The organism is Faecalibacterium taiwanense (assembly GCF_036632915.2).
GTDB classification, from domain to species: Bacteria; Bacillota; Clostridia; order Oscillospirales; family Ruminococcaceae; genus Faecalibacterium; species Faecalibacterium taiwanense.
Map to the genome: position 1 here is coordinate 982,246 of NZ_CP155552.1, position 21,746 is coordinate 1,003,991.

Sequence of the window (21,746 nt, forward strand, 5' to 3'; positions counted from 1 at the left end):
TGATTTTGGTCGCTCCAGCGCGTAAAATAAGAATGACTTTTTTCAACCTGCTTTTGGCACATCCGGCGCAGGACGTGCTGTGTGCGGGCGTGCCAAACAGAAATTGACAAATTCAACAACCTATGGTTTAATGAAAATGAAATGATTCAGGCGCTTTTGCCCTTTTTCTCTGTGTATACCTATATTATAGTAAGAAAAGGGCAGAGGCGTTTTATGATTTGACTACAGACGGCCCGCTTTTTGCAAGAAAGGCCGGGCCGGGAGGAGCAGCATGGCAAAAAAACAGGAATATGGCAACGAGAGCATTACTTCTTTGAAGGGTGCTGACCGTGTGCGTAAGCGCCCGGCCGTTATCTTTGGCTCAGACGGCGTGGAGGGCTGCGCCCACTCCATCTTTGAGATCGTCTCCAACTCCATCGACGAAGCCCGCGACGGCCACGGCGATACCATCAACGTGACCCGCTGTAAGGATGGCAGCGTCATCGTTGAGGACTTTGGCCGCGGTATGCCCGTGGACTGGAACAACGGCGAGGGGCGCTACAATTGGGAGCTGTTGTTCTGCGAGATGTATGCAGGCGGCAAGTATGGCGAGGGTGAGGATAACTACGAGTTCAGCCTTGGCTTGAACGGTCTGGGCCTGTGCGCTACCCAGTATGCTTCTGCATGGATGACCGCCGATATCTACCGTGACGGATACCACTATCACCTTGATTTTAAAAAGGGCGAGAATGTGGGCGGCCTGCAGAAGGAAGCCTACAAGGGCCGCCGCACCGGCAGCATCATTCACTGGAAGCCGGACGACGAGGTGTTCACCGACATCGATGTGCCCGGCAGCTACTATAAGGATACCCTGCGCCGTCAAGCAGTGGTCAACGCAGGCCTGACCCTGAACTTTACCGATGAAAAAGAGAAAGACCCTGCCACTGGCAAGGCGTGGTACGAGAGCTGGTGCTATGAGCACGGCATCGCGGACTATGTGGCCGAGGTGGCAGGGGAGGATACCCTGACCCCGGTGTTCAGCTGCGAGAGTGAGGCATCCGGCCGAGACCGCGAGGACCAGCCGGATTACAAGGTGCGCATGAGCGCGGCGTTCTGCTTCTCCAATAAGGTGCAGATGCTGGAATATTACCACAACTCTTCCTGGCTGGAGCACGGCGGCAGCCCGGAGCACGCGGTGCGCACCGCCTTTGTCTACCAGATCAACAAGTACCTGAAGGAAAAGAACCTCTATAAAAAAGGTGAGAGCGCTATCAGCTTTCAGGATGTGCAGGACTGCTTGGTGTATGTCTCGTCCAGTTTTTCCACCCGCACCAGCTACGAGAACCAGACCAAAAAGGCCATCACCAACAAATTCGTCTCGCAGGCTATGACCGACTTCCTCAAGCATTATCTGGAAGTGTATTTTCTGGAAAAGCCGGACGAGGCCCAGAAGATCTGCCAGCAGGTGCTGGTGAACAAGCAGAGCCGTGAGCATGCGGAAAAAACGCGCCAGAGCATCAAAAAAACGCTGTCCACCCAGATCGACCTTGCCAACCGGGTGCAGAAATTCGTGGACTGCCGCACCAAGGATGCATCCCGCCGCGAGCTGTATATCGTGGAGGGCGATTCCGCTATGGGTGCGGTCAAGTCCAGCCGTGACAGTGAGTATCAGGCCATCATGCCCATCCGCGGCAAAATTTTGAACTGCCTGAAGGCCGACTATGCCCGCATCTTTAAATCGGATGTCATCGTGGACCTCATCAAGGTGATGGGCTGCGGCGTGGAACTGGGCGGCAAACACAACAAGGAGCTGGCCACCTTCAATCTCGATAATCTGCGGTTCAATAAAATCGTCATTTGTACCGATGCCGATGTGGACGGCTACCAGATCCGCACGCTGGTGCTCACCATGCTCTACCGCCTGACCCCGACCCTGATCGAGAAGGGCTATGTGTATATCGCAGAGTCGCCGTTGTATGAAATTACAACGAAAGACCGCACTTATTTTGCATACACCGAGCCGGAAAAGACAGCGTTTCTGGAAGAGATCGGCGAGAAAAAATACACCATCCAGCGCTCCAAAGGTCTGGGTGAGAACGACCCCGAGATGATGTGGCTGACCACCATGAACCCGGAGAGCCGCCGTTTGATCAAGGTGATGCCCACTGATGTGGTGCAGACCGCGCAGGTGTTCGATATCCTGCTGGGTGATAACCTTGCAGGCCGCAAGGAACACATTGCGCAGCACGGCGCAGAATATCTGGATGATCTGGATGTGAGCTGATGATTTTAAATTGCCTCCGCTTGCGCTCTGGCAATGACAGAGGTAACGTTATTTTAATTTGGTGATTTGTCGCAGCCTGCGGGCTGCTCCAAATCACGTTTTCACGAAGAAGGCCCCAACGGGTCACGGCATTTTAAGGGAAAAATGCAGAAAACCGGAACGGCTCCATCTGTGAAAGAGCAGCTCAGGATGGCCCGCAGGCCATCCTGAACTGCAAAAATAAAAAATATTTTCCGCTGAATATGGGCAGAGCGAGAGCGGCGCCCATTTAAAATCGTCAAGAGGTTAGAAGATGCCTAGAAAATCGACCAAGAAAACACTCAAGCCGGTGCGCCCGCAGCTGGGCGACGGCGTTGAAATTTTAAATGCCGGCAGTGTGCTGGAGGACCCCATCACCCGCACGCTGGAAACTAACTATATGCCCTACGCCATGAGCGTCATCGTCAGCCGCGCGCTGCCAGAGATCGACGGCTTCAAACCGGCGCACCGCAAGCTGCTGTACACCATGTACGAGATGGGCCTGCTCAAGGGCGCACGCACCAAGTCTGCCAACATCGTGGGCAGCACCATGCACCTGAACCCCCACGGCGATGCCGCCATCTACGACACCATGGTGCGCATGGGCCGCGGCAACGAGAGCCTGCTGGTGCCCTTTGTGGACAGCAAGGGCAACTTCGGCAAGGCCTACAGCCGCGATATGTCCTGCGCTGCTGCCCGTTACACGGAGGCGAAGCTCGAGGGTGTGTGCGAGGAGCTGTTCCGGGATATCGACAAGGAGACCGTGGATTTTGTGCCCAACTACGACAGCACCACCACCGAGCCTACCCTGCTGCCGGTCACATTCCCCACCATTCTGGCCAACAACACGCTGGGCATCGCGGTGGGCATGGCATGCAACATCTGCTCCTTCAATCTGGCAGAGCTGTGCGCCACCACCGTGGCCCTGATGAAGGACGAGCACCACGACATCTCCACCACCATGCCTGCCCCGGACTTCGTGGGCGGCGGTCAGATTTTGTACGATGAAGCGCAGATGCGTGAAATTTACGAGAACGGCCGCGGCAGCGTGAAGGTACGCGCCCGCTACAATGTGGTGCCGGGCGAGAACATGATCGAGGTCACCCAGATCCCGCCAACCACCACGGTGGAGGCTATCATGGACAAGATCGCAGAGCTGGTCAAGGCCGGCAAGGTCAAGGAAATCAGCGACATGCGTGACGAGACCGACCTGAACGGCCTGAAGCTGACACTGGACCTCAAGCGCGGCGTGGATGCCGACAAGCTGATGGCAAAGCTGTTTAAGGCTACCCCTCTGGAAGACAGCTTCAGCGCTAACTTCAATATTCTGGTGTCCGGCCAGCCCCGCGTGATGGGTGTGCGCGAAATTCTCAAGGAGTGGACGGCCTTCCGCGTGGAGTGCGTGCGCCGCCGCACCTACTACGACCTGCACGGCAAGGAAAAGCGCCTGCACCTGCTCAAGGGTCTTGCTGCCATCCTGCTGGACATTGACAAGGCAATCAAAATTATCCGCACCACCGAGGAAGAGACCGAAGTGGTGCCCAACCTGATGATCGGTTTTGGCATCGATGAAGTGCAGGCCGACTATGTGGCCGAGATCAAGCTGCGTCATTTGAACCGGGAATATATCCTCAAGCGCACCAGCGAGATCGAACAGCTGGAGAAGGACATTGCCGACCTGAACGATATCCTTGCAAAGCCCGCCCGCATCCGCCGCATCATCATCAATGAGCTGAACGATGTTGCCAAGAAGTACGGCCAGCCCCGCCGCAGCGAGATCCTGTACGATCTGCCTGAGGAAGAGAACGGCTCCGAGGAGGAAGAAGCGCCGGATTACCCCGTGACGGTGTTCTTTACCCGCGAGGGCTACTTCAAAAAGATCCCGCCGCAGGGTCTGCGCACCGCTGGTGCCCATAAGCTGAAAGAAGGCGACGAGATCGTGCAGCAGATCGAGACCCGCAACAACGTGGAAGCGCTGTTCTTTACCGACAAGCAGCAGGTGTACAAGGTGCGTCTGGCTGAGCTGGAGGACGGCAAGGTGGCCCAGATGGGCATTTTCATCCCGGGCCGTCTGGGCATGGACGAGGGCGAGAACGTGCTCTCCATGGTGATCACCAGCGACTACAGCGGCTTTATGCTGTTCTTCTTTGCCAGCGGCAAGTGCGCGAAAATTCCGCTCAGCTCCTATGCCACCAAGCAGAACCGCCGTAAGCTGCTCAAGGCCTACTGCGACAAGGAGCCGCTGGCGAAGCTCTTCTTCCTGCCGGAGGAAACGGAGCTTGCCATCCGCACCAGCGCCAGCCGGATGCTGCTGGTGGGCACGGCGCAGATCGCGGCCAAGGCCACCCGCGACAGTCAGGGCGTGGCAGTGGTTACCCTGAAAAAGAACCAGACCATCGCTTCGGTGGTGCCTGCGGACACGCTGGAGCTGGCGAACCCCCACCGCTACCGTGTGCGCAGCCTGCCCGCTACCGGTGCGCTGCTCCGCGCCGAGGACGAGGGCGAGCAGATGAGTCTGCTGTAAAACGCTTTTTATTGAGAAATGGCTCCGCTTCGCTCTGCCATTCTTAGCGGAAGTTGATTTTAAGGATTGCAAATTGGAAAAATCTGCGGATTTTTCCAATTTGCCTTTTCACAAGAAAGGCTGCAACGGCAAACGGCATCTTGCTGCTGTCGGCTTGCAGCCGTCGCGCAGAGGAAAATGCATTTTCCGGCAGCGACCCCACCCGTGAAAATGTGTTTGGAGCGGCCCGCAGGCCGCGACAAACACGAAAATAAAAATGGAAATTCCGCTGTTATTGTCAGAGCGAAGCGGAGACAATTTTAAATCGTTTCTATATAAAAGAGGAAACTGCAATGCAAAACATCGACCTGATCTGTGTGGGCAAGCTGAATGCAAAATATTTCGCCGAGGGCGTGGCCGAGTACCAGAAGCGCCTTGCCGCCTTCGCGTCCTTCCGCATCATTGAGCTGCCGGAGGAAAAGATCGAGGAGAAGAACGCCTCGGATGCCGTGGTAAAAAAGGCACTGGACAAGGAGGGCAAGGCCATCCTGTCCAACGTGCGCAAGGGTGCTGCCATCGTGGCTATGTGCATTGAGGGCAGGCAAATCTCCTCCGACGAGCTGGCGCAGTTCCTTGCGGACCGTGCGAACAGTGGGGCAGGAGACGTGGCCTTTGTGATCGGCTCGTCCCACGGCCTGTCCGATGAGGTGAAAAAGGCCGACGCCCTCAAGTTCAGCATGGGACGCATCACCATGCCCCACCAGCTGGCCCGCCTTGTGCTCACGGAACAGATCTACCGCGCCTGCACCATCAATGCAGGAATGAAATACCATAAATAAGTGCAAAAACCGGTCTGTTCCCCAAAGCAGGCCGGTTTTCGGCTTTACAAGCGGCGCAAAACATGGTACAGTAAAGATACTGTGCTTTCCCTTTGAAAAGCACGCCCGGCAGTGGGGAAAGCTGCCGGAACGATACAACAACGACACGGCAAACCAGCCGCGGACGGAAAGGATGTACTACAATGGAACAGAGCGAAAAGACCCTTGATATGATCGTCAATCTCTGCAAGAACCGTGGTTATGTGTTCCCCGGTTCCGAGATCTACGGCGGTCTGGCCAACAGCTGGGACTACGGCCCGCTGGGCGTCGAGTTCAAGAACAATGTCAAAAAGGCATGGCTGAAGAAATTCGTGCAGGAGAGCCCCTATAATGTGGGTCTGGATGCAGCCATCATCATGAACCCTCAGACCTGGGTGACCACCGGCCACGTCTCCAGCTTCTCGGACCCCCTGCTGGACTGCCGCGCCTGCAAGGCACGCCACCGCGCCGACAAGCTGATCGGTGAGGAGCACCCCGAGGTGAATGTGGATGCCATGAGCTTTGACGAAATGGATGCTTTCATCGCAGAGCATGAGGACATCGTGTGCCCGGTGTGCGGCAAGCACGATTTTACCCCCATCCGCAAGTTCAACCTGATGTTCAAGACTGCCATCGGCGTTACTGAGGACAGCTCTTCCACCTGCTATCTGCGTCCTGAGACCGCACAGGGCATCTTTGTCAACTTTGCCAACATCCAGCGCACCACCCGCCGCAAGCTGCCCTTCGGCGTGTGCCAGGTGGGCAAGGCTTTCCGCAACGAGATCACCCCGGGCAACTTCACCTTCCGCACCCGTGAGTTCGAGCAGATGGAGTGCGAGTTCTTCTGCAAGCCCGGCACCGATCTGGAATGGTTCGCTTACTGGAAGGACTATTGCGAGAACTGGCTGCTGAGCCTTGGCATCAAGAAGGAGCACCTGCGCCTGCGTGACCACGAGCCTGCAGAGCTGGCCTTCTACAGCCGCGCTACCACCGATATCGAGTACGCCTTCCCGTTCACCGACTGGGGTGAGCTGTGGGGCATCGCGGATCGTACCAACTACGACCTGACCCGCCATCAGGAAGCTTCCGGCAAGAGCCTGGAGTACTTCGACAGCGAGACCAACGAGCACTACATCCCCTACGTCATTGAGCCGTCTCTGGGCTGTGACCGTGTGGCTCTGGCTTTCCTGTGCGAAGCATACGACGAGGAGCACCTGACCGACAGCAAGGGCAAGGAGGATATCCGTACCGTGCTGCATCTGCATCCGGCTCTGGCTCCCTACAAGTGCGCCGTGCTGCCCTTGAGCAAGAAGCTGGGCGAGAAGGCCATGGAGATCCGCAACGAGCTGAGCAAGTACTTCATGGTGGATTACGACGATACCGGTTCCATCGGCAAGCGTTACCGCCGCGAGGACGAGATCGGCACCCCGTACTGCATCACCGTGGACTTTGACACCGTGGGCGACGAGGCCAAGGGCATTGCTGCCGACAACTGCGTCACCGTCCGTGACCGCGACACCATGGAGCAGGTGCGTATGCCCATCTCCGAGCTGAAAGCTTATATCGAGAGCAAGATCGAGTTCTGAGAAAAATTCGCTTTCAGGCGATAAAAAACAGCCCCGCCGTTGCAATTTCGGCGGGGCTGTGCTATAATACAAATAAAGAAAGTGCTGTCTGGCAAACGGTCAGTACCTTTCCGGCGCGATAATCAAAAGATGACCGCTCAGGTTTGGACGCTGAGGGCGGTCATTTTTTGTTGTTGAAGATCTTCCACGCGATATCGAAAATGCCAAAGCTCACGGTTGCAAGCAATGTGAGCAGAGCCAGAGTTTCTAAAAGCGTCATGAAGCATCACCCCCTTCGCTGCAAAGCGTCGGGGTACGACAAAAATGTTCGCCTTCCCGACGCAGGGCCGAAAAGGCATAGACCGCCTGCCGTATGTAGACAGCACTCTCAAAAGACAGTATAACAGACGTTTCCTGCTTTTTCAACAGCGGGAGGTGTCTGTTTTCTTTTTACTGGACAGAACGGCTTGTACCGGGTATACTGAAAAACAGAAAAACATGATTTTTACACCGCAGGAGGTTCTACCGTGGAAAACTTTGACGAACTGCTGAAAAAATATGCCGATTTCATCGTCCGGGTGGGGGTGAACCCGCAGCCCGGACAGACCCTCATCATCAACTGCCCGCTGGAGGGCGCGCCGCTGGCGCGGCTGTGCGTGCGCAGTGCCTACGAAGCCGGTGCCCGGGATGTGCAGGTGAACTGGAGCGATGACGCTGTGGCCCGCGCCCGCATGGAGCTGGGCAGCGAGGAGGCCCTGACCGACCTCAAGCCATGGCAGCTGCGCCGCTATCTTGACTATGCTGAAAGCGAGGGCGGCGTGTGCGTACTGCATCTCATTGCGGACGACCCGGAGCTGTATGCGGGCATTGACGGCAATAAGATCAGCCGGGTGAATGCCGCCCGCCGCGCCTTTATGGAGGAGTGGCAGGAGTACACCATGAACGACCGGGTGCAGTGGTCCATTGCGGCCCTGCCCAGTGTGCCGTGGGCAAAGAAGGTCTTCCCGGAGCTGGACGCGGATGCCGCCATGGAAGCGCTGTGGAAGCTGATCTTTGACGTCTGCCGGGTCACCGGTGGCGACCCGGTGAACGAGTGGCAGGCCCATATGGAGCGGCTCAGCACTCTGCGGGATAAAATGAACGCGCTGGACTTGGAAAGCGTGCATTTTGAGAGCAGCAATGGCACGGACCTGACCGTGGGTCTTGCGGATCAGGCTGTGTGGGAAAGCGCCGCCAGCAAGAGCGAAAAGGGCGTGGTGTTCCTGCCCAACATCCCCACGGAGGAAGTGTTCACTGCGCCCCACAAGGACAGAGTAGAGGGCATCGTCTACGGCACAAAGCCCTATGTGTTCAACGGCCAGCTCATCAAGGACTTCCGTGTCACCTTTGAGAAGGGCCGGGTTGTGGACTACCACGCCGAGCAGGGACAGGTGCTGCTGGGCCGTCTGCTGGACGGCGACGAAGGCTCCCGCAGCATTGGCGAGGTGGCACTGGTGCCGGCAAGCAGCCCCATCAATCGCAGCGGCAAGCTGTTCTACAGCACGTTGTTTGACGAAAATGCCGCCTGCCACATCGCTTTTGGTGCCAGCTACCCCGGCACCACGAAGGGCGGCACGGCGCTGACGAAGGAAGAGCTGCTGGCCCGCGGCATGAACCAGTCCCGCCTGCATGAGGATGTGATGATCGGTGCAGAGGACAGCCATATCACCGGAAAATGCCGCGATGGCCGCACCGTGGAGCTGTTCAGGGACGGCGTGTGGGTGCTGTAAAAGACCCTGCGGCGAAAAAAATCTGCGAAAATGCTTGCATAATCGCGGGATGTATGGTATATTCTAGTAGTACGATATAGTTTAACCTGAAACGTGGGCCGCAAGGTCCGCGTTTCTTGTTTGTTTGGAGGTTTTTTATGGCGAAGCAGTCTGGCGGCAACACCGCCCAGAGAGTCGAAGCGCTTGTCCGCCCCACCGTGGAGGGCATGGGCCTGCGCCTGTGGGATGTGGTTTTTGAAAAGGAAGGTCCAGACTGGTATCTTCGCGTGCTCATCGACAAGGACGGCACCATGGATACCGACACCTGCGCGGATGTTTCCCATGCGCTGGACCCCATCCTTGACGAGGCAGACCCCATCGACCAGAGCTATTATCTGGAAGTGGGCAGCCCCGGCCTTGGCCGTAAGCTGACCCGCCCGGAGCACTATGAAGCCCTCGAGGGCCAGAAGATCCGGGTAAAGCTCATCCGCCCGAGTGCAGACGGCGTGCGTGAGTTTTCCGGTATCCTGACAGGCCGCGAGGGCAGCACCGTTACAGTGAACACCGATGCGGGCGCTGTCACCTTTGAGGTGAACGCCGCATCCAGCGTGAACCTGTGCGACGATGAAGACCTGTTTGACTAACATAGATAGAGAGTAAATTACAGGAGGAACCCGAAAAATGGCAGCAGCGAACAATGAATTTTTTGAAGCTCTCTCCATGCTGGAGCACGAGCGCGGCATCACCGCAGAATACCTGATCGAAAAGATCAAGGCTGCGATCATCATTGCCGTCAAGAAGAACTATGAGGTGGAAGAGGACCACGTGAAGGTGGATATCGACCCCGCCGCAGGCCGCTTTGATGTGGCCCTGATCCAGGACGTTGTGGCCGACGAGGACTGGTACGACGAGCACTCTGAGATCGGCATTACCGAGGCACAGAAGATCCGCAAGAGCTACGAAGTGGGCGACCGCATCGTGACCCCCCTCAAGACCAAGGACTTCGGCCGCATTGCAGCCCAGACCGCAAAGCATGTGATCCGTCAGGGCATCCGCGAGGCTGAGCGCAGCCAGCAGCTGAGCGAGATCCAGTCCCGTGCACACGACATCGTGCAGGCCACCGTTACCCGCGTGGACCCGGAGAAGGGCATCGTTGCTCTGGATCTGGGCAAGGGCGGCGAGGCTATCCTGCCCCACAACGAGCAGGTGCCCGGCGAGGTGTACACCGAGGGCCAGACCCTGCAGGTCTACGTTGTGGACGTGGTCAGCACTGAGCGCGGCCCCCGCGTTATGATCAGCCGCACCCACCCCGGCCTTGTCAAGCGCCTGTTTGAGCTGGAAGTGCCCGAAATTTTTGACGGCACTGTGGAGGTCAAGGCCATCAGCCGCGAGGCCGGTGCCCGCACCAAGATGGCTGTTTGGAGCAAGGACCCCAACGTGAACCCTGTTTCCGCCTGCATCGGCGAGCACGGTGCCCGTGTAGCTGCTGTTGTGGAAAAGCTGGGCGGCGAAAAGATCGACATTGTGAAGTGGAGCGAGGATATCTCCGAGTTCATCTCCGCAGCACTCAGCCCGGCCAAGGTGGTCAAGGTGGAACTGCTGCCCGGCGAGACCCGTTCCTGCCGTGTGACCGTGCCCGACCAGCAGCTGAGCCTTGCCATTGGCAACAAGGGCCAGAACGCACGCCTGTGCGCACGCCTGACCGGCTACAACATTGATATCCGCCCCGAGAGCGGCTATTATGGCGAGGAAGAGCCCAAGAAGGAAGCCGAGACCGACACCGAGTAATTCTGGCGCAGATGGCCAAAGGAGGGAAACCGGATGGCACAGAAAAAGATCCCTTCCCGCCAGTGCATCGGCTGCATGACCAGCCGCCCCAAAAAGGAGCTGGTGCGTGTGGTGCGTGCACCCAGCGGAGAGATCAGCATTGATCTGGTCGGCAAAAAGCCGGGCCGCGGCGCGTATCTCTGCCCGAACCCCGACTGCCTGACCAAGGCAAAAAAGAAAAAGGCGCTGGAGCGCTGCTTTGAGCAGCCGGTTCCCGCCGAAGTTTACGAGGCTCTGGCCGCACAGCTGGCCGAAGCCGCAAAGGAGGCAGCAGCAAATGGCAAAGAAGAATAACACCCCCGCAAAGCCCAAGCTGCCGCCGGAGGAAGCGCTGTATCAGGCGCTGAGCCTGTGCCGCAAGGCGGGCGCACTGACCATGGGCTTTGATGCCGTGGAAGATGCCTGTGTCAAGAGCAAGGCATGGCTGGTGATGGTGGCAAGCGATGCCAGCGCCAAGACCGTGCAGCGCCTCGACTATTCTGTGGGCGATCTGGTGGATGTGATCACCATGCCGCTTACGCAGGATAAACTGGCCGATATCAGCCGCAAGCCTGTGGCTGTTTACGCGGTGACTGACCGCAACCTCGCAAAGCTCTGCTTTGACCGCCTGTCGGACTGCGGAGCAATCAAAAATGAGGAGGATATGACCGAATGATCGTAAAATATAAAGTGAGTGATTTTGCAAAGGACCTGAACCTTTCCGCCAAGAAGGTCCTGGATGAGCTGAACGCCATGGGCAGCACCGGCAAGAAGAACAGCTCCAATCTGGAAGAGAACGAGCTGAACTACCTGCTGGAAAAGTTCAGCAAGGATAACAGCGTGGCAAATCTGGACGAATTCCTGAACAGCGCCAAGGCCGCAAAGGAAGAGCCGAAGCCCACTGAGAAGAAGGCCGAGAAGAAGGCCGAGAAAAAGCCCGAAGCTCCCAAGGCGGAAAAGAAGCCGGAGCAGCCTGCCGCCAAAAAGGCAGAGCCTGCCCAGCAGGATAAGAACGGCAATAAGCATAACGAAAAGAAGAACGAGCAGCACAAGAAGCGCGAGGAAAAGACCGTTTCTCTCAGTGAGCTGGCTCGTGAGACCGGTGCCAAGGCATCCGCTGCTCCGGCACAGGCTGTGTCCGTGCGCCGCGAGGACAATCAGGTCACCGTGGATACCCGCACTGTGGATATGAACGTGGACCGCTTCGATGCCCGTTACGATGATCTGGCTTCCACCAAGAACACCGAGAACCGCCGCAAGCCCACCCCGCAGGGCAACAAGCAAAAGTTCACCCAGCGCGGTCAGCGCCAGCGCCAGCAGTTCCAGAAGGGCAAGCGCGAGACCGAGTTCGAGCGTCTGCAGCGCATCCAGCTGGAAAAGGCCCGCAGCGCACAGCTGAAGGTGATGATCCCCGACGAGATCACCGTGGGCGAGCTGGCTGCCCGCCTGAAGCAGCAGGCCGGCAAGGTCATTGCCAAGTTCATGCAGATGGGTGAGATGCACGCCATCAACGATGTGATCGATTTCGATACCGCTTCTCTGCTGGCAGAGGAGTTCCACGCAAAGGTCGAGCACGAGGTGCATGTGACCATCGAGGAGCGCCTGTTCACGCAGGAAGAGGATTCGCAGGAGGATCTGGTGGAGCGTCCCCCGGTGGTCTGCGTCATGGGCCACGTTGACCACGGCAAGACCAGTATTCTGGATGCCATCCGCAAGACCAACGTTACCGCAGGCGAGGCCGGCGGCATCACGCAGGCCATCGGTGCATATCAGGTCAAGGTCAACGACAGCCTCATCACCTTCCTGGATACCCCGGGCCATGAGGCATTCACCTCCATGCGTGCCCGCGGTGCCAATATGACCGATATCGCCGTTCTGGTGGTTGCTGCCGACGACGGCATCATGCCCCAGACCATCGAGTCCATCAACCACGCCAAGGCTGCAAATGTCAAGATTATCGTGGCAATGAACAAGATGGATAAGCCCACCGCAAACCCCGAGCGCGTGATGGAAGGCCTGACCAAGTACGGCATCATCACCGAGGACTGGGGCGGCGATGTGGCCTGCATCCCGGTGTCTGCCCTGACCGGCATGGGCATCAACGACCTGCTGGAGCGCATTGCTCTGGAAGCTGAGGTCATGGAGCTGAAGGCAAACCCCAACCGCCGCGCCAAGGGTGCGGTCGTCGAGGCCCGTCTGGACAAGGGCCAGGGCCCCATTGCCACCATTCTGGTGCAGAACGGCACCCTGCACTCCGGCGATGTGATCATTGCCGGCACCGCTGTGGGCCGCGTGCGCACCATGCGCAGCGACAAGGGCCAGCTGCTGAGCGATGCCGGCCCCTCTACCCCTGTGGAGATCACCGGCCTGACCGCAGTGCCGGAAGCAGGCGACCTGTTCGAGGCTGTTGAGGACGAGCGTCTGGCCCGTGAGCTGGCCGAACAGCGCGTTGCTGCCGCCAAGGAAAAGCAGTTCTCCTCCTTCCAGAAGGTCACGCTGGATAACCTGTTCAGCCAGATGGCTCAGAACGACATGAAGGAACTGGCCATCGTGGTCAAGGCCGATGTGCAGGGCTCTGCCGAGGCTGTGAAGCAGAGTCTGGAGAAGATCTCCAACGAAGAGGTGCGCGTGCGTGTCATCCATGCCGGCGTCGGTGCCATCAGCAAGTCCGACGTGGATCTGGCCGATGCCTCCAACGCCATCATCATCGGCTTCAACGTCCGCCCGGACAATGTGGCCAAGGAAGAAGCTGCTGCCACCAAGGTGGAAATGCGTATGTACCGCGTCATCTATGATGCCATCAACGATGTCACCGACGCTATGAAGGGCATGCTGGCTCCCAAGTTCCGCGAGGTGTCTCTGGGCGAGCTGCAGGTCCGTCAGGTGTACAAGATCTCCAATGTGGGCACCGTTGCAGGCTGCCGCGTGACCAGCGGCAAGATCACCCGCGACAGCAAGGTGCGCGTGGTGCGTGACGGCATCGTGATCACCGAGGACGAGATCGCATCCCTGAAGCGCTTCAAGGATGATGCCAAGGAAGTGGCCGAGGGCTACGAGTGCGGCGTTACTCTGGCAAAGTTTGCCGACGTTAAGGAAGGCGACGTGTACGAAGCCTTCAAGATGGAAGAGTACCGCGATTAAGATCTGAAATATCCCTCTCCGTCATTGCTGGCGCAATGCCACCTCCCCCGAGGTGGGAGGTTTGCAGAGAAACGGAACGTTTGCCGTATCCACGCAAAAAGCTCGTCCCTCGGGAGAGCTGCCGAGCGAAGCGAGGCTGAGAGGGTTTTCTTTTATAGGGAGAAATACTATGTCTCAGAAGAATATGGGCCGTCTGGCGCAGGATATGAAGCGCGAGATCATTGCCATCATCGGCAGGCTGAAGGACCCGCGTCTGGAGGGCGGTCTGCTCACCGTCACCCGTCTGGATGTGACCCCTGATCTGGATGTGGCCAAGGTGTATGTGAGCGTGATGGGCCGCGAGGACGGCCCAAAGCCCGCCATCGAGGCACTGAACCGCGCGGCAGGCCATGTGCGCACTGAAGTGAGCAAGAAAATGCACATCCGCAAGGCTCCCCGCTTCATCTTCGTAGAGGATGACGGTGCCGCCTATGCAGCCCACATCAACGAGCTGCTCCGCACGCTGAACGTGAACGGCGACGCTGACACCGAAGCCAGCGCACCGGAGGAGACCGAAGAATAATTCCGCCTGCGGAAAGGATGGATCATGGAATGACAGAACAGTTGAATGTGCAGCAGATGGCCCAGCGCCTGATGACGGCGGACAACATTTTGATTCTGTGTCACAAAAACCCGGATGGCGATACCATTGGCTGCGGCAGCGCGCTGTATTGTGCACTGAAAGCACTGGATAAAAATGTGGCAGTGCTTTGCTCCGATGCCATTCCCAACCGGTATGCGTTTACCAACGCACATATGTTCAAAGGTGAGTTTGAGCCGCAGACGGTGGTAGCGGTGGATGTCGCCAGCGTGCAACTGTTTGGAGAAAACAACGGTATGACGCAGTTCTCGCGCCATGTGGACCTGTGCATCGACCATCACGCAGGCAACAGCGGCTATGCCGACTTCACCCTGCTGGATGGCAGCGCTGCAGCGGCGGCAGAGCTGCTGTACGAGGTAATCAACGCCATGGGCGTTGCCATTACGCCGCACATTGCAGACTGCCTTTACACCGGCCTTGCAACCGACACCGGCTGCTTCCGGTTCTCTTCCACCACGGCAAACACCCACATTGTGGCGGCAAAGCTCATTGAGGCGGGCTGTCATGTGGAAGAGCTGAACACCCTGCTGTTCGATACCAAGCCCCGTGAGCGCATGGAGGCCGAGCGCATTGCCCGCAACCATCTGGAATACTATCTGGACGGCCGATGCGCGCTCATCTACCTCACCCGGGACGAGATCGAGCAGAGCGGGGTGGACCCGGCCGATCTGGAAGAACTGACCAGCCTGCCTGTGAGCATTGAGGGCGTAAAGGTGGGCCTGACTCTGCGGCAACAGCCCGGCGGCAGCTACCGTATCAGTGTGCGCACCGCAAAGGGCGTGGACGCCTGCGCCATCGCCCGGCGTCTGGGCGGAGGCGGTCACAGCCGCGCTGCAGGCTGTGAGCTGCTGGGCAATCTGGAAAACGCAAAAAATGCAATTCTGGCAGAGGTGGAAGCCGAGCTGGACGCACCGCAGGAGGAAGCATAAATGCAGGGCATCCTGATCGTTGACAAGCCCATGGACTGGACCAGCTTTGATGTGGTGGCAAAGCTGCGCGGCGTGCTGGGCACCCGCAAGCTGGGCCACAGCGGCACGCTGGACCCCATGGCCACCGGCGTGCTGCCGGTGTTCTGCGGCGGTGCCAGCAAGGCAGTGGACCTGCAGCTGAACCACGATAAAAGCTACCGTGCGGTTTTAAAACTGGGCGCACGCACCGACACCGGCGATGTGACCGGCACTGTGCTGGAAACGGCTCCGGTCACGGCGGGCGAAGGGGAACTGCTGGCCGTGCTGCCACAATTCATCGGCCCGCAGATGCAGGTGCCGCCCATGTACTCGGCCATCAAGCTGAACGGTCAGCCGCTGTATAAGCTGGCCCGTGAGGGCGTGACCGTGGAGCGCAAGGCGCGCCCCATTGAAATTTACAGCATCACCTACGGCGGCAGCCCTGCCGAAAATGAGTATGTGCTGGATGTAACGTGCTCCAAGGGCACCTATATCCGCACATTGCTGGAAGACATTGCCGCCGCCATGGGCCAGAAGGGCACCATGAGCGCACTGCGCCGCACCTCGGCGGGCGTGTACACCGAAGCCGATGCCCACACGCTGGAGGAAATTCTTGCCGCAAAAGAGCAGGGCATGGACGCACTGGAAGCGCTGATGCTGCCGGTGGAAAGCGTGTTTGAAAGCCTGCCGCTGCTGGTGGTGGAGCCTTGGGTGGAACAGCATTTGTACAACGGCTGCCCCACCAGCCGGTATCCGGCAGCAGATGGCCGCTACCGGGTGCGCAATGCCGCCGGACAGTTTTTGGGCCTTGCCAATATCGTACAGGGTGTGCTGCGGGTGGAAAAACTGTTCGTAGAACGTAATTGAAAAAGGAAACAAAACCCATGCAGATCATTTCACAATTTGCACCGCTGCCGCTGGCGCAGCCGGAAAAAGGCACCGCAGTGGCAATGGGCTTTTTTGACGGCATCCACATCGGCCACCGTGCGGTGATCGAAAGCGCCGTGCAGTGGGCCAAAGAACACGATGCCGCCCCGGCGGTGTTTACCTTCAAGCTGCCGATGGTGAATAAGATGAAGGGCAAGCGCCTGCTTTCCACAGCGGATAAGCATGCTCTGATCGCAAGCCTTGGCGTGGAGTATTACCTCACGCCGGACTTTGAGGAGATCAAGGGCCTGACCCCGGAGCAGTTCGTGCTGGGCATCGTGCGGGACTGCAATGCCCGTGCGCTGGTCTGCGGCGAAAACTTTACCTTTGGTGCCAAAGCGGCCGGCAACCCGGAGCTGCTGCGCACCCTCTGCGCTCCGTTGGGCGTGGAGGTGATCGTGGTGCCCATGGCGCAGTTTGAGGAAAAGCCGGTGTCTTCCACCCGCATCCGCACCGCGCTGGAAGGCGGCGACATCCCGGCAGCAAACGCCATGCTGGGGATGCCCTACGCCATCCGGTTCGAGGTGCAGCACGGTGCAGGTCTGGGCCACACGCTGGGGGTGCCCACCATCAACCAGCTGTATCCCGAGGGCTTTCAGCTGCCCCGCAGCGGCATTTATATCACCCGCACCCACATTGGCGGGGTGTGGTATCCTTCGGCCACCGGCCTTGGCAGCCGCCCTACCGTCAATGATGATGCCACCAAGGTGACCTGCGAGACCTTTATCCCGGGCTTTTCCGGCGACCTCTACGGCACCGACCCGGTGGTGGAGTTCCACGCCTACCTCAGCCCCAGCAAAAAGTTTGATACGCTGGACGAGCTGCGGGCCTGCATCAACAACGCTGCAAAGCGTGCACAGGAATATTTTGCATAAGAAAAAGACCTGTCCTTCCGGAGATCCCGGAAAGGCAGGTCTTTTTATACTGCTTATTCGTAGTCGATGGGTAAAGTGGGCAGACCGTTCAGTTCAAGGCCCGCTGTGTGGCCTGCAATGTACTGGTAATACCCCTGCGCCGCGATCATAGCGCCGTTGTCACCGCAGAATTTCAGCTCCGGCAGATAAACTTTTGCACCCAGCTTCTGGGCACCGTCGTTCACCAGCTGACGCAGCCGTCCGTTGGCGGCAACGCCGCCTGCCAGACACACCTGCTTTGCGCCGGTGTCCGCTGCGGCCAGCAGCAGCTTTTCGGCCAGAATGCCCGCAATGCGGTCCTGAAAGCTGGCGGCAAGGTCGGGCACATTCACTTCTTCGCCCTTCATCTGGGCCTTGTTCACCTCATTGAGCACGGCGGTTTTCAGGCCGGAAAAGCTCACGTTGTACTTGCCGTCCACATGGGGCACCGGCAGGCGATAGGCCTTGGGGTTGCCGGTCTTGGCGGCATTGGCCACGCTGGGGCCGCCGGGATAGGGCAGACCCAGCGTGCGGGCCACCTTGTCAAAGGCTTCACTGGCGGCATCGTCCACCGTGTGGCCGAGGATGTGGTAATGGGTGTAGTCCTGCACCTCCACAATGTGGCTGTGGCCGCCGGAGGCCACAAGGCAGAGGAAGGGAGGCTTCAGCTCCGGGTGGGTGAGGTACAGTGCGGCAATGTGTCCGCGCAGGTGGTGCACCGGCACCAAAGGCTTATTGGCCGAGTAGGCCAGACCCTTGGCAAAATTCACGCCCACCAGCACTGCACCGATCAGGCCCGGCGCAAAGGTGACGGCCACGGCATCCACATCGTCGATGGTCTTGCCTGCATCCAGCAGGGCTTTTTTGACCGTAGCGCTGATAAATTCGCAGTGGCGGCGGCTGGCGATCTCCGGCACAACGCCGCCGTAAAGAGCCTGTTCTTTTACGCTGGTGGAAATGACGTTGCTCAGCAGGTGCCGGCCGTCCTCCACCAGAGCTGCGGCGGTCTCGTCGCAGGTGGATTCAATTCCCAAAATAATCATGTTTTAGTGGGCCTCCAGCCAGTTTTTGCCTGCGTGCACATCGGTGCTCAGGGGCACGGCATACTGCACGCAGCCTTCCATTTCCTCCCGCAGGATCTGCGCAGCCTTTTCGGCTTCAGCCTGCGGTGCTTCCACGATCAGTTCATCATGGACGGTCAGGATCAGGCGGCTTTCCATCTTTTCGTTCCGCAGCCGCTTCCATACCCGCACCATAGCCAGCTTGATCACGTCGGCCGCAGTGCCCTGAATGGGGGTGTTGCGGGCCATGCGTTCGCCGCTGGAACGCACATTGAAGTTGCTGCTTGCCAGCTCCGGCAGAGCACGGCGGCGGCCGAACAGGGTGGATACATAGCCCACGGCCTTGGCATCGGCAATGGTCTTATCCATGTAGCCGCTCACCTTGGGGAACGCGGCCAGATAGTTCTTGAGGAAGGCATCTGCCTCCTTCACACTCACGCCGATGTCCTTGGCAAGGCTGTAAGCGCCCTTGCCGTACATGATGCCAAAGTTGATGGCCTTGGCAGAAGAGCGCAGCCGGGAGGTGACTTCTTCCTGCGGGATGCCGTAAATTTTTGCGGCGGTGCTGCGGTGGATGTCCTCGCCGTTCAAAAACGCCTGCTGCATGTGCTCATCGCCGGTAATGTGGGCCAGAATGCGCAGCTCGATCTGGCTGTAGTCGGCATCCACCAGCACACAGCCCGGCTTTGCAATAAAGTAGGCGCGCAGCTGGCTGCCCAGCTCGGTGCGGATGGGGATGTTCTGCAGGTTGGGGTTATCGGACGAGAGCCGTCCGGTGCGGGCCTCGGTCTGGTTGAAGGTGGAGTGGATGCGGCCATCCTCGCCAATCACCTTGAGCAGGCCCTCCACGTAGGTGGAGTTCAGCTTCTGGTAGGCGCGGTACTGCAGAATGTCCTCCACCAGCGGGTAATCCCGCAGGCTTTCCAGTGTTTCGGCATCCGTGGACCAGCCGCGCTGGGTCTTTTTGCCGTGGGGCAGGCCCATGGTGTCAAACAGCATTTCGCCCAACTGCTTGGGGCTGTTGGGGTTGAAGCTGGCGCTGCCGGTCTCCATGTGGATGCGGGTGAGCACCTGCTCCAGCTCAGTGCGCAACTTTACGCCGAACTGCTCGATGCCGTCTTTGTCCACCAGCACACCGGTGCGGGTCATATCGGCCAGCACCTGTGCCAGCGGGAACTCGATCTCATTGTAAAGGCTGTCCTCACCGCAGGCGGTGATCTCGGCCTTCATCTTGCAGAACAGGTCTGCAAGGCGGCCTGCATCCGGGTAATCGGCACAGGTAAAGGCAGCAGCGGCGCGGTAGCTGGCGGTCAGCTCGCTGATCTGATACTTGGAAGCAGATGCATCCAGCAGGTAGGCGGCAAGCTTGCCATCCCACACGATGCTGCTGCCCCAGCCGCCTGCGGCCATGGCCTTGGCATAGAGGGGCGCTGCGTTGAACACTTCCAGCGTTACGTCTGCGTTGTCCAGCAGGCGCACAAGGTCTGCATCCTCCAGCGGGTAAACGGTGCAGTCCTGCACGGCGTACCAGTTCTCCGGCTGCAGCACCACGTTGCGGGTGCCCTGCTTGCCCATCACGGCCGGGCGCGATGCTACCAGATAGGTGCCGGAAGGGGTCAGCGGCAGAGCTTCCAGCTCTGCTTCAGCCAGTTCGATGCCGTCCTCTTCTTCCGGGGCGGCAGGTGCAATGCCGTCCAGCCCAAAGCGAGGGATCAGAGAGTGGATCTCCAATTCCTGCAAAAGGCGCACGGCCTCGGCTTTGTTGCCCTCGCCCACGGCATAGGTGCCCTCGGCCGTGTCGATGGGGGCATCGGTGCGGATGGTGCCAAGGGTGTGGCTCAGCTGGGCCATCTCGCGGCATTCCAGCAAATGTTCCCGCTGTTTGGGCTTGATGAGCTTATCGTCGATGTGCTCGTACACGCCTTCCAGCGTGCCAAAGTTCTGCACAAGGGTCAGGGCGGTCTTTTCACCAATGCCCTTCACGCCCGGAATATTATCCGAAGCATCGCCCATCAGGCTCTTCACCTCAATGAGCTGTCTGGGCTGGATGCCGTATTTTTCCTGAATGGCATCCACGTCCATCGTCACCGTCTTGCTGCGTCCCATGACAGTGGCGGCAAGCAGCACAGTGGTGGTGTCACTGACCAGCTGCAGGCTGTCCCGGTCTCCCGTAGCAAGGAAGCAGTCGTCCTTCCGGGCGGCGCAGGCAGCGGCCAGCGTGCCAAGAATATCATCCGCTTCCCAGCCTTCGGCGGTGACGGTGCGGTAGCCGAGGTCTGCCAGAAGTTCCTTGAGCACCGGCATCTGCTGGGCCAGCTCTTCGGGCATGCCATGGCGGGTGGCCTTGTAGCCATCGTACATTTTGTGGCGGAAGGTGGGAGCCTTCAGGTCAAAGGCAACCGCCACCTCGTCGGGTTCGCACTCCTTAAGCAGGGAGAGCAGGATATTCAGAAAGCCATAGATGGCGTTGGTGTATCGTCCGTCCTTGGTGGTCAGCAGCTTGATGCCAAAAAAAGCACGGTTGGCAATGCTGTTGCCGTCAATGACCAGTAAACGCATAGTCGTGTTCCTCCATTGCATTATTACACATTCTGCATTATACCACAAAACCGTGCCCAGCGGGGGATTTTTGCGTAAAAAAGAGAGAAAGCCGCCAACATGGTTGACGGCCTTCCCTCTTACTCCTCGATGCGGATCGCGCTTACCGGGCAGGCGTTGGCTGCGTCCACAGCCTGCGGCACCTCCTCCGGTGGGATCGGCCCGGGCTGGGCCACGGCCAGCGTGCCTTCCATCTGGAACACGGCGGGGCAAAGCCCGGCGCACTGGGTGCAGCCAATGCACAGATCAGGGTCAACGTATGCGTTCATAGAAAAACCTCCTTCTGATAATGCCCTGCGGGCAGTATGGCCCATCCGGCTGCGAATTATGCCTATGCAGAGGGCACAGGATGTGGTACAATAAAAATTCAGGAGGGTACAGACCATGAATATTCAGATCTTTGGCACAAGCAAGTGCTTTGATACCAAAAAGGCCCAGCGCTATTTCAAGGAGCGCGGCATCAAGTTCCAGATGATCGACCTCAAGGAAAAAGAGATGAGCCGCGGCGAGTTCGAGAACGTGGCCCGCGCTCTTGGCGGCTGGGAAAAGCTGGTGGACCCCAATGCGAAGGACAAGCAGACCCTTGCACTTCTGGACGCACTGGTGGACTGGCAGAAGGAGGACAAGCTGTTTGAGAACCAGCAGCTGTTTTTAACGCCCATTGTACGCAATGGCCGCAAGGCCACCGTGGGCTACCAGCCCGATGTGTGGAAGACATGGGAATAAGGAATGCGCTTTTCACAAAAAAACCACGGGCATAGTTTTGCACAATGGGCCGG

Annotated in this window: 18 protein-coding genes; 15 read left to right on the plus strand and 3 right to left on the minus strand. The window is 58.6% G+C overall.

Annotation, left to right across the window (positions count from 1 at the left end; translation table 11 throughout):
- Positions 1 to 271 precede the first annotated feature (271 nt).
- The 14 genes from PXT33_RS04925 (at position 272) to ribF (ending at position 17,290) form a co-directional block, all read left to right on the plus strand.
- The gene (locus tag PXT33_RS04925; protein ID WP_120020158.1) at positions 272 to 2,263 is read left to right on the plus strand and encodes a type IIA DNA topoisomerase subunit B; all 1,992 of its coding nucleotides are present in this window, start codon (positions 272 to 274) and stop codon (positions 2,261 to 2,263) included.
- 292 nt (positions 2,264 to 2,555) lie between these two features.
- Positions 2,556 to 4,805 carry a DNA gyrase subunit A gene (locus PXT33_RS04930; RefSeq protein WP_097773885.1) on the plus strand — a complete coding sequence of 750 codons (2,250 nt, stop codon included), beginning with the start codon at positions 2,556 to 2,558 and terminating at the stop codon, positions 4,803 to 4,805.
- 332 nt (positions 4,806 to 5,137) lie between these two features.
- The gene (gene rlmH, locus PXT33_RS04935) at positions 5,138 to 5,623 is read left to right on the plus strand and encodes a 23S rRNA (pseudouridine(1915)-N(3))-methyltransferase RlmH (protein WP_332376019.1); all 486 of its coding nucleotides are present in this window, start codon (positions 5,138 to 5,140) and stop codon (positions 5,621 to 5,623) included.
- A 182-nt stretch (positions 5,624 to 5,805) separates the two neighbouring features.
- The gene (locus tag PXT33_RS04940; protein WP_097773884.1) at positions 5,806 to 7,227 is read left to right on the plus strand and encodes a glycine--tRNA ligase; all 1,422 of its coding nucleotides are present in this window, start codon (positions 5,806 to 5,808) and stop codon (positions 7,225 to 7,227) included.
- A gap of 506 nt (positions 7,228 to 7,733) precedes the next feature.
- A complete protein-coding gene (locus PXT33_RS04945) occupies positions 7,734 to 8,975 on the plus strand; it encodes an aminopeptidase (RefSeq protein WP_332376020.1) in 1,242 nt (413 codons plus the stop codon).
- A gap of 137 nt (positions 8,976 to 9,112) precedes the next feature.
- On the plus strand, positions 9,113 to 9,598 hold the full coding sequence (gene rimP / locus PXT33_RS04950) for a ribosome maturation factor RimP (protein ID WP_332376021.1): 486 nt from the start codon (positions 9,113 to 9,115) through the stop codon (positions 9,596 to 9,598).
- Between the two features lie 37 nt (positions 9,599 to 9,635).
- Positions 9,636 to 10,742: a transcription termination factor NusA gene (gene nusA, locus PXT33_RS04955; RefSeq protein WP_097773881.1), complete on the plus strand. Its 1,107-nt coding sequence runs from the start codon at positions 9,636 to 9,638 to the stop codon at positions 10,740 to 10,742.
- 33 nt (positions 10,743 to 10,775) lie between these two features.
- Positions 10,776 to 11,075, plus strand: coding sequence for an RNase P modulator RnpM (rnpM, locus tag PXT33_RS04960; protein WP_005945403.1), 300 nt, complete (start codon positions 10,776 to 10,778; stop codon positions 11,073 to 11,075).
- Positions 11,059 to 11,436 carry a 50S ribosomal protein L7ae gene (locus tag PXT33_RS04965; RefSeq protein WP_097780834.1) on the plus strand — a complete coding sequence of 126 codons (378 nt, stop codon included), beginning with the start codon at positions 11,059 to 11,061 and terminating at the stop codon, positions 11,434 to 11,436. Before rnpM ends, PXT33_RS04965 begins: the two co-directional genes overlap by 17 nt.
- Positions 11,433 to 13,901, plus strand: coding sequence for a translation initiation factor IF-2 (infB, locus tag PXT33_RS04970; RefSeq protein WP_097776638.1), 2,469 nt, complete (start codon positions 11,433 to 11,435; stop codon positions 13,899 to 13,901). The genes PXT33_RS04965 and infB overlap by 4 nt, the downstream gene beginning before the upstream one ends.
- A gap of 169 nt (positions 13,902 to 14,070) precedes the next feature.
- Positions 14,071 to 14,463, plus strand: coding sequence for a 30S ribosome-binding factor RbfA (gene rbfA / locus PXT33_RS04975; RefSeq protein ID WP_005945412.1), 393 nt, complete (start codon positions 14,071 to 14,073; stop codon positions 14,461 to 14,463).
- Positions 14,464 to 14,480: 17 nt separating this feature from the next.
- Positions 14,481 to 15,470, plus strand: a complete 990-nt coding sequence (locus PXT33_RS04980; RefSeq protein WP_097773879.1) for a bifunctional oligoribonuclease/PAP phosphatase NrnA — start codon at positions 14,481 to 14,483, stop codon at positions 15,468 to 15,470.
- Positions 15,471 to 16,355, plus strand: a complete 885-nt coding sequence (gene truB, locus PXT33_RS04985) for a tRNA pseudouridine(55) synthase TruB (RefSeq protein ID WP_120079719.1) — start codon at positions 15,471 to 15,473, stop codon at positions 16,353 to 16,355.
- Between the two features lie 17 nt (positions 16,356 to 16,372).
- Entirely contained in the window at positions 16,373 to 17,290 is a 918-nt protein-coding gene (gene ribF, locus PXT33_RS04990; RefSeq protein ID WP_120079721.1) for a riboflavin biosynthesis protein RibF, read from the plus strand.
- Positions 17,291 to 17,343: 53 nt separating this feature from the next.
- On the opposite strand, the gene tsaD is transcribed toward ribF, so the two are convergent.
- The 3 genes from tsaD to PXT33_RS05005 form a co-directional block, all read right to left on the minus strand.
- Positions 17,344 to 18,351 carry a tRNA (adenosine(37)-N6)-threonylcarbamoyltransferase complex transferase subunit TsaD gene (gene tsaD, locus PXT33_RS04995; protein WP_346352513.1) on the minus strand — a complete coding sequence of 336 codons (1,008 nt, stop codon included), beginning with the start codon at positions 18,349 to 18,351 and terminating at the stop codon, positions 17,344 to 17,346.
- 3 nt (positions 18,352 to 18,354) lie between these two features.
- Positions 18,355 to 20,928: a DNA polymerase I gene (gene polA, locus PXT33_RS05000; protein ID WP_332376022.1), complete on the minus strand. Its 2,574-nt coding sequence runs from the start codon at positions 20,926 to 20,928 to the stop codon at positions 18,355 to 18,357.
- 119 nt (positions 20,929 to 21,047) lie between these two features.
- Positions 21,048 to 21,236, minus strand: coding sequence for a ferredoxin (locus PXT33_RS05005; protein WP_005945433.1), 189 nt, complete (start codon positions 21,234 to 21,236; stop codon positions 21,048 to 21,050).
- 115 nt (positions 21,237 to 21,351) lie between these two features.
- Here PXT33_RS05005 and PXT33_RS05010 point away from each other — a divergent pair, with 115 nt between their 5' ends.
- A complete protein-coding gene (locus PXT33_RS05010) occupies positions 21,352 to 21,693 on the plus strand; it encodes an arsenate reductase family protein (protein ID WP_005945436.1) in 342 nt (113 codons plus the stop codon).
- Positions 21,694 to 21,746 lie beyond the last annotated feature (53 nt).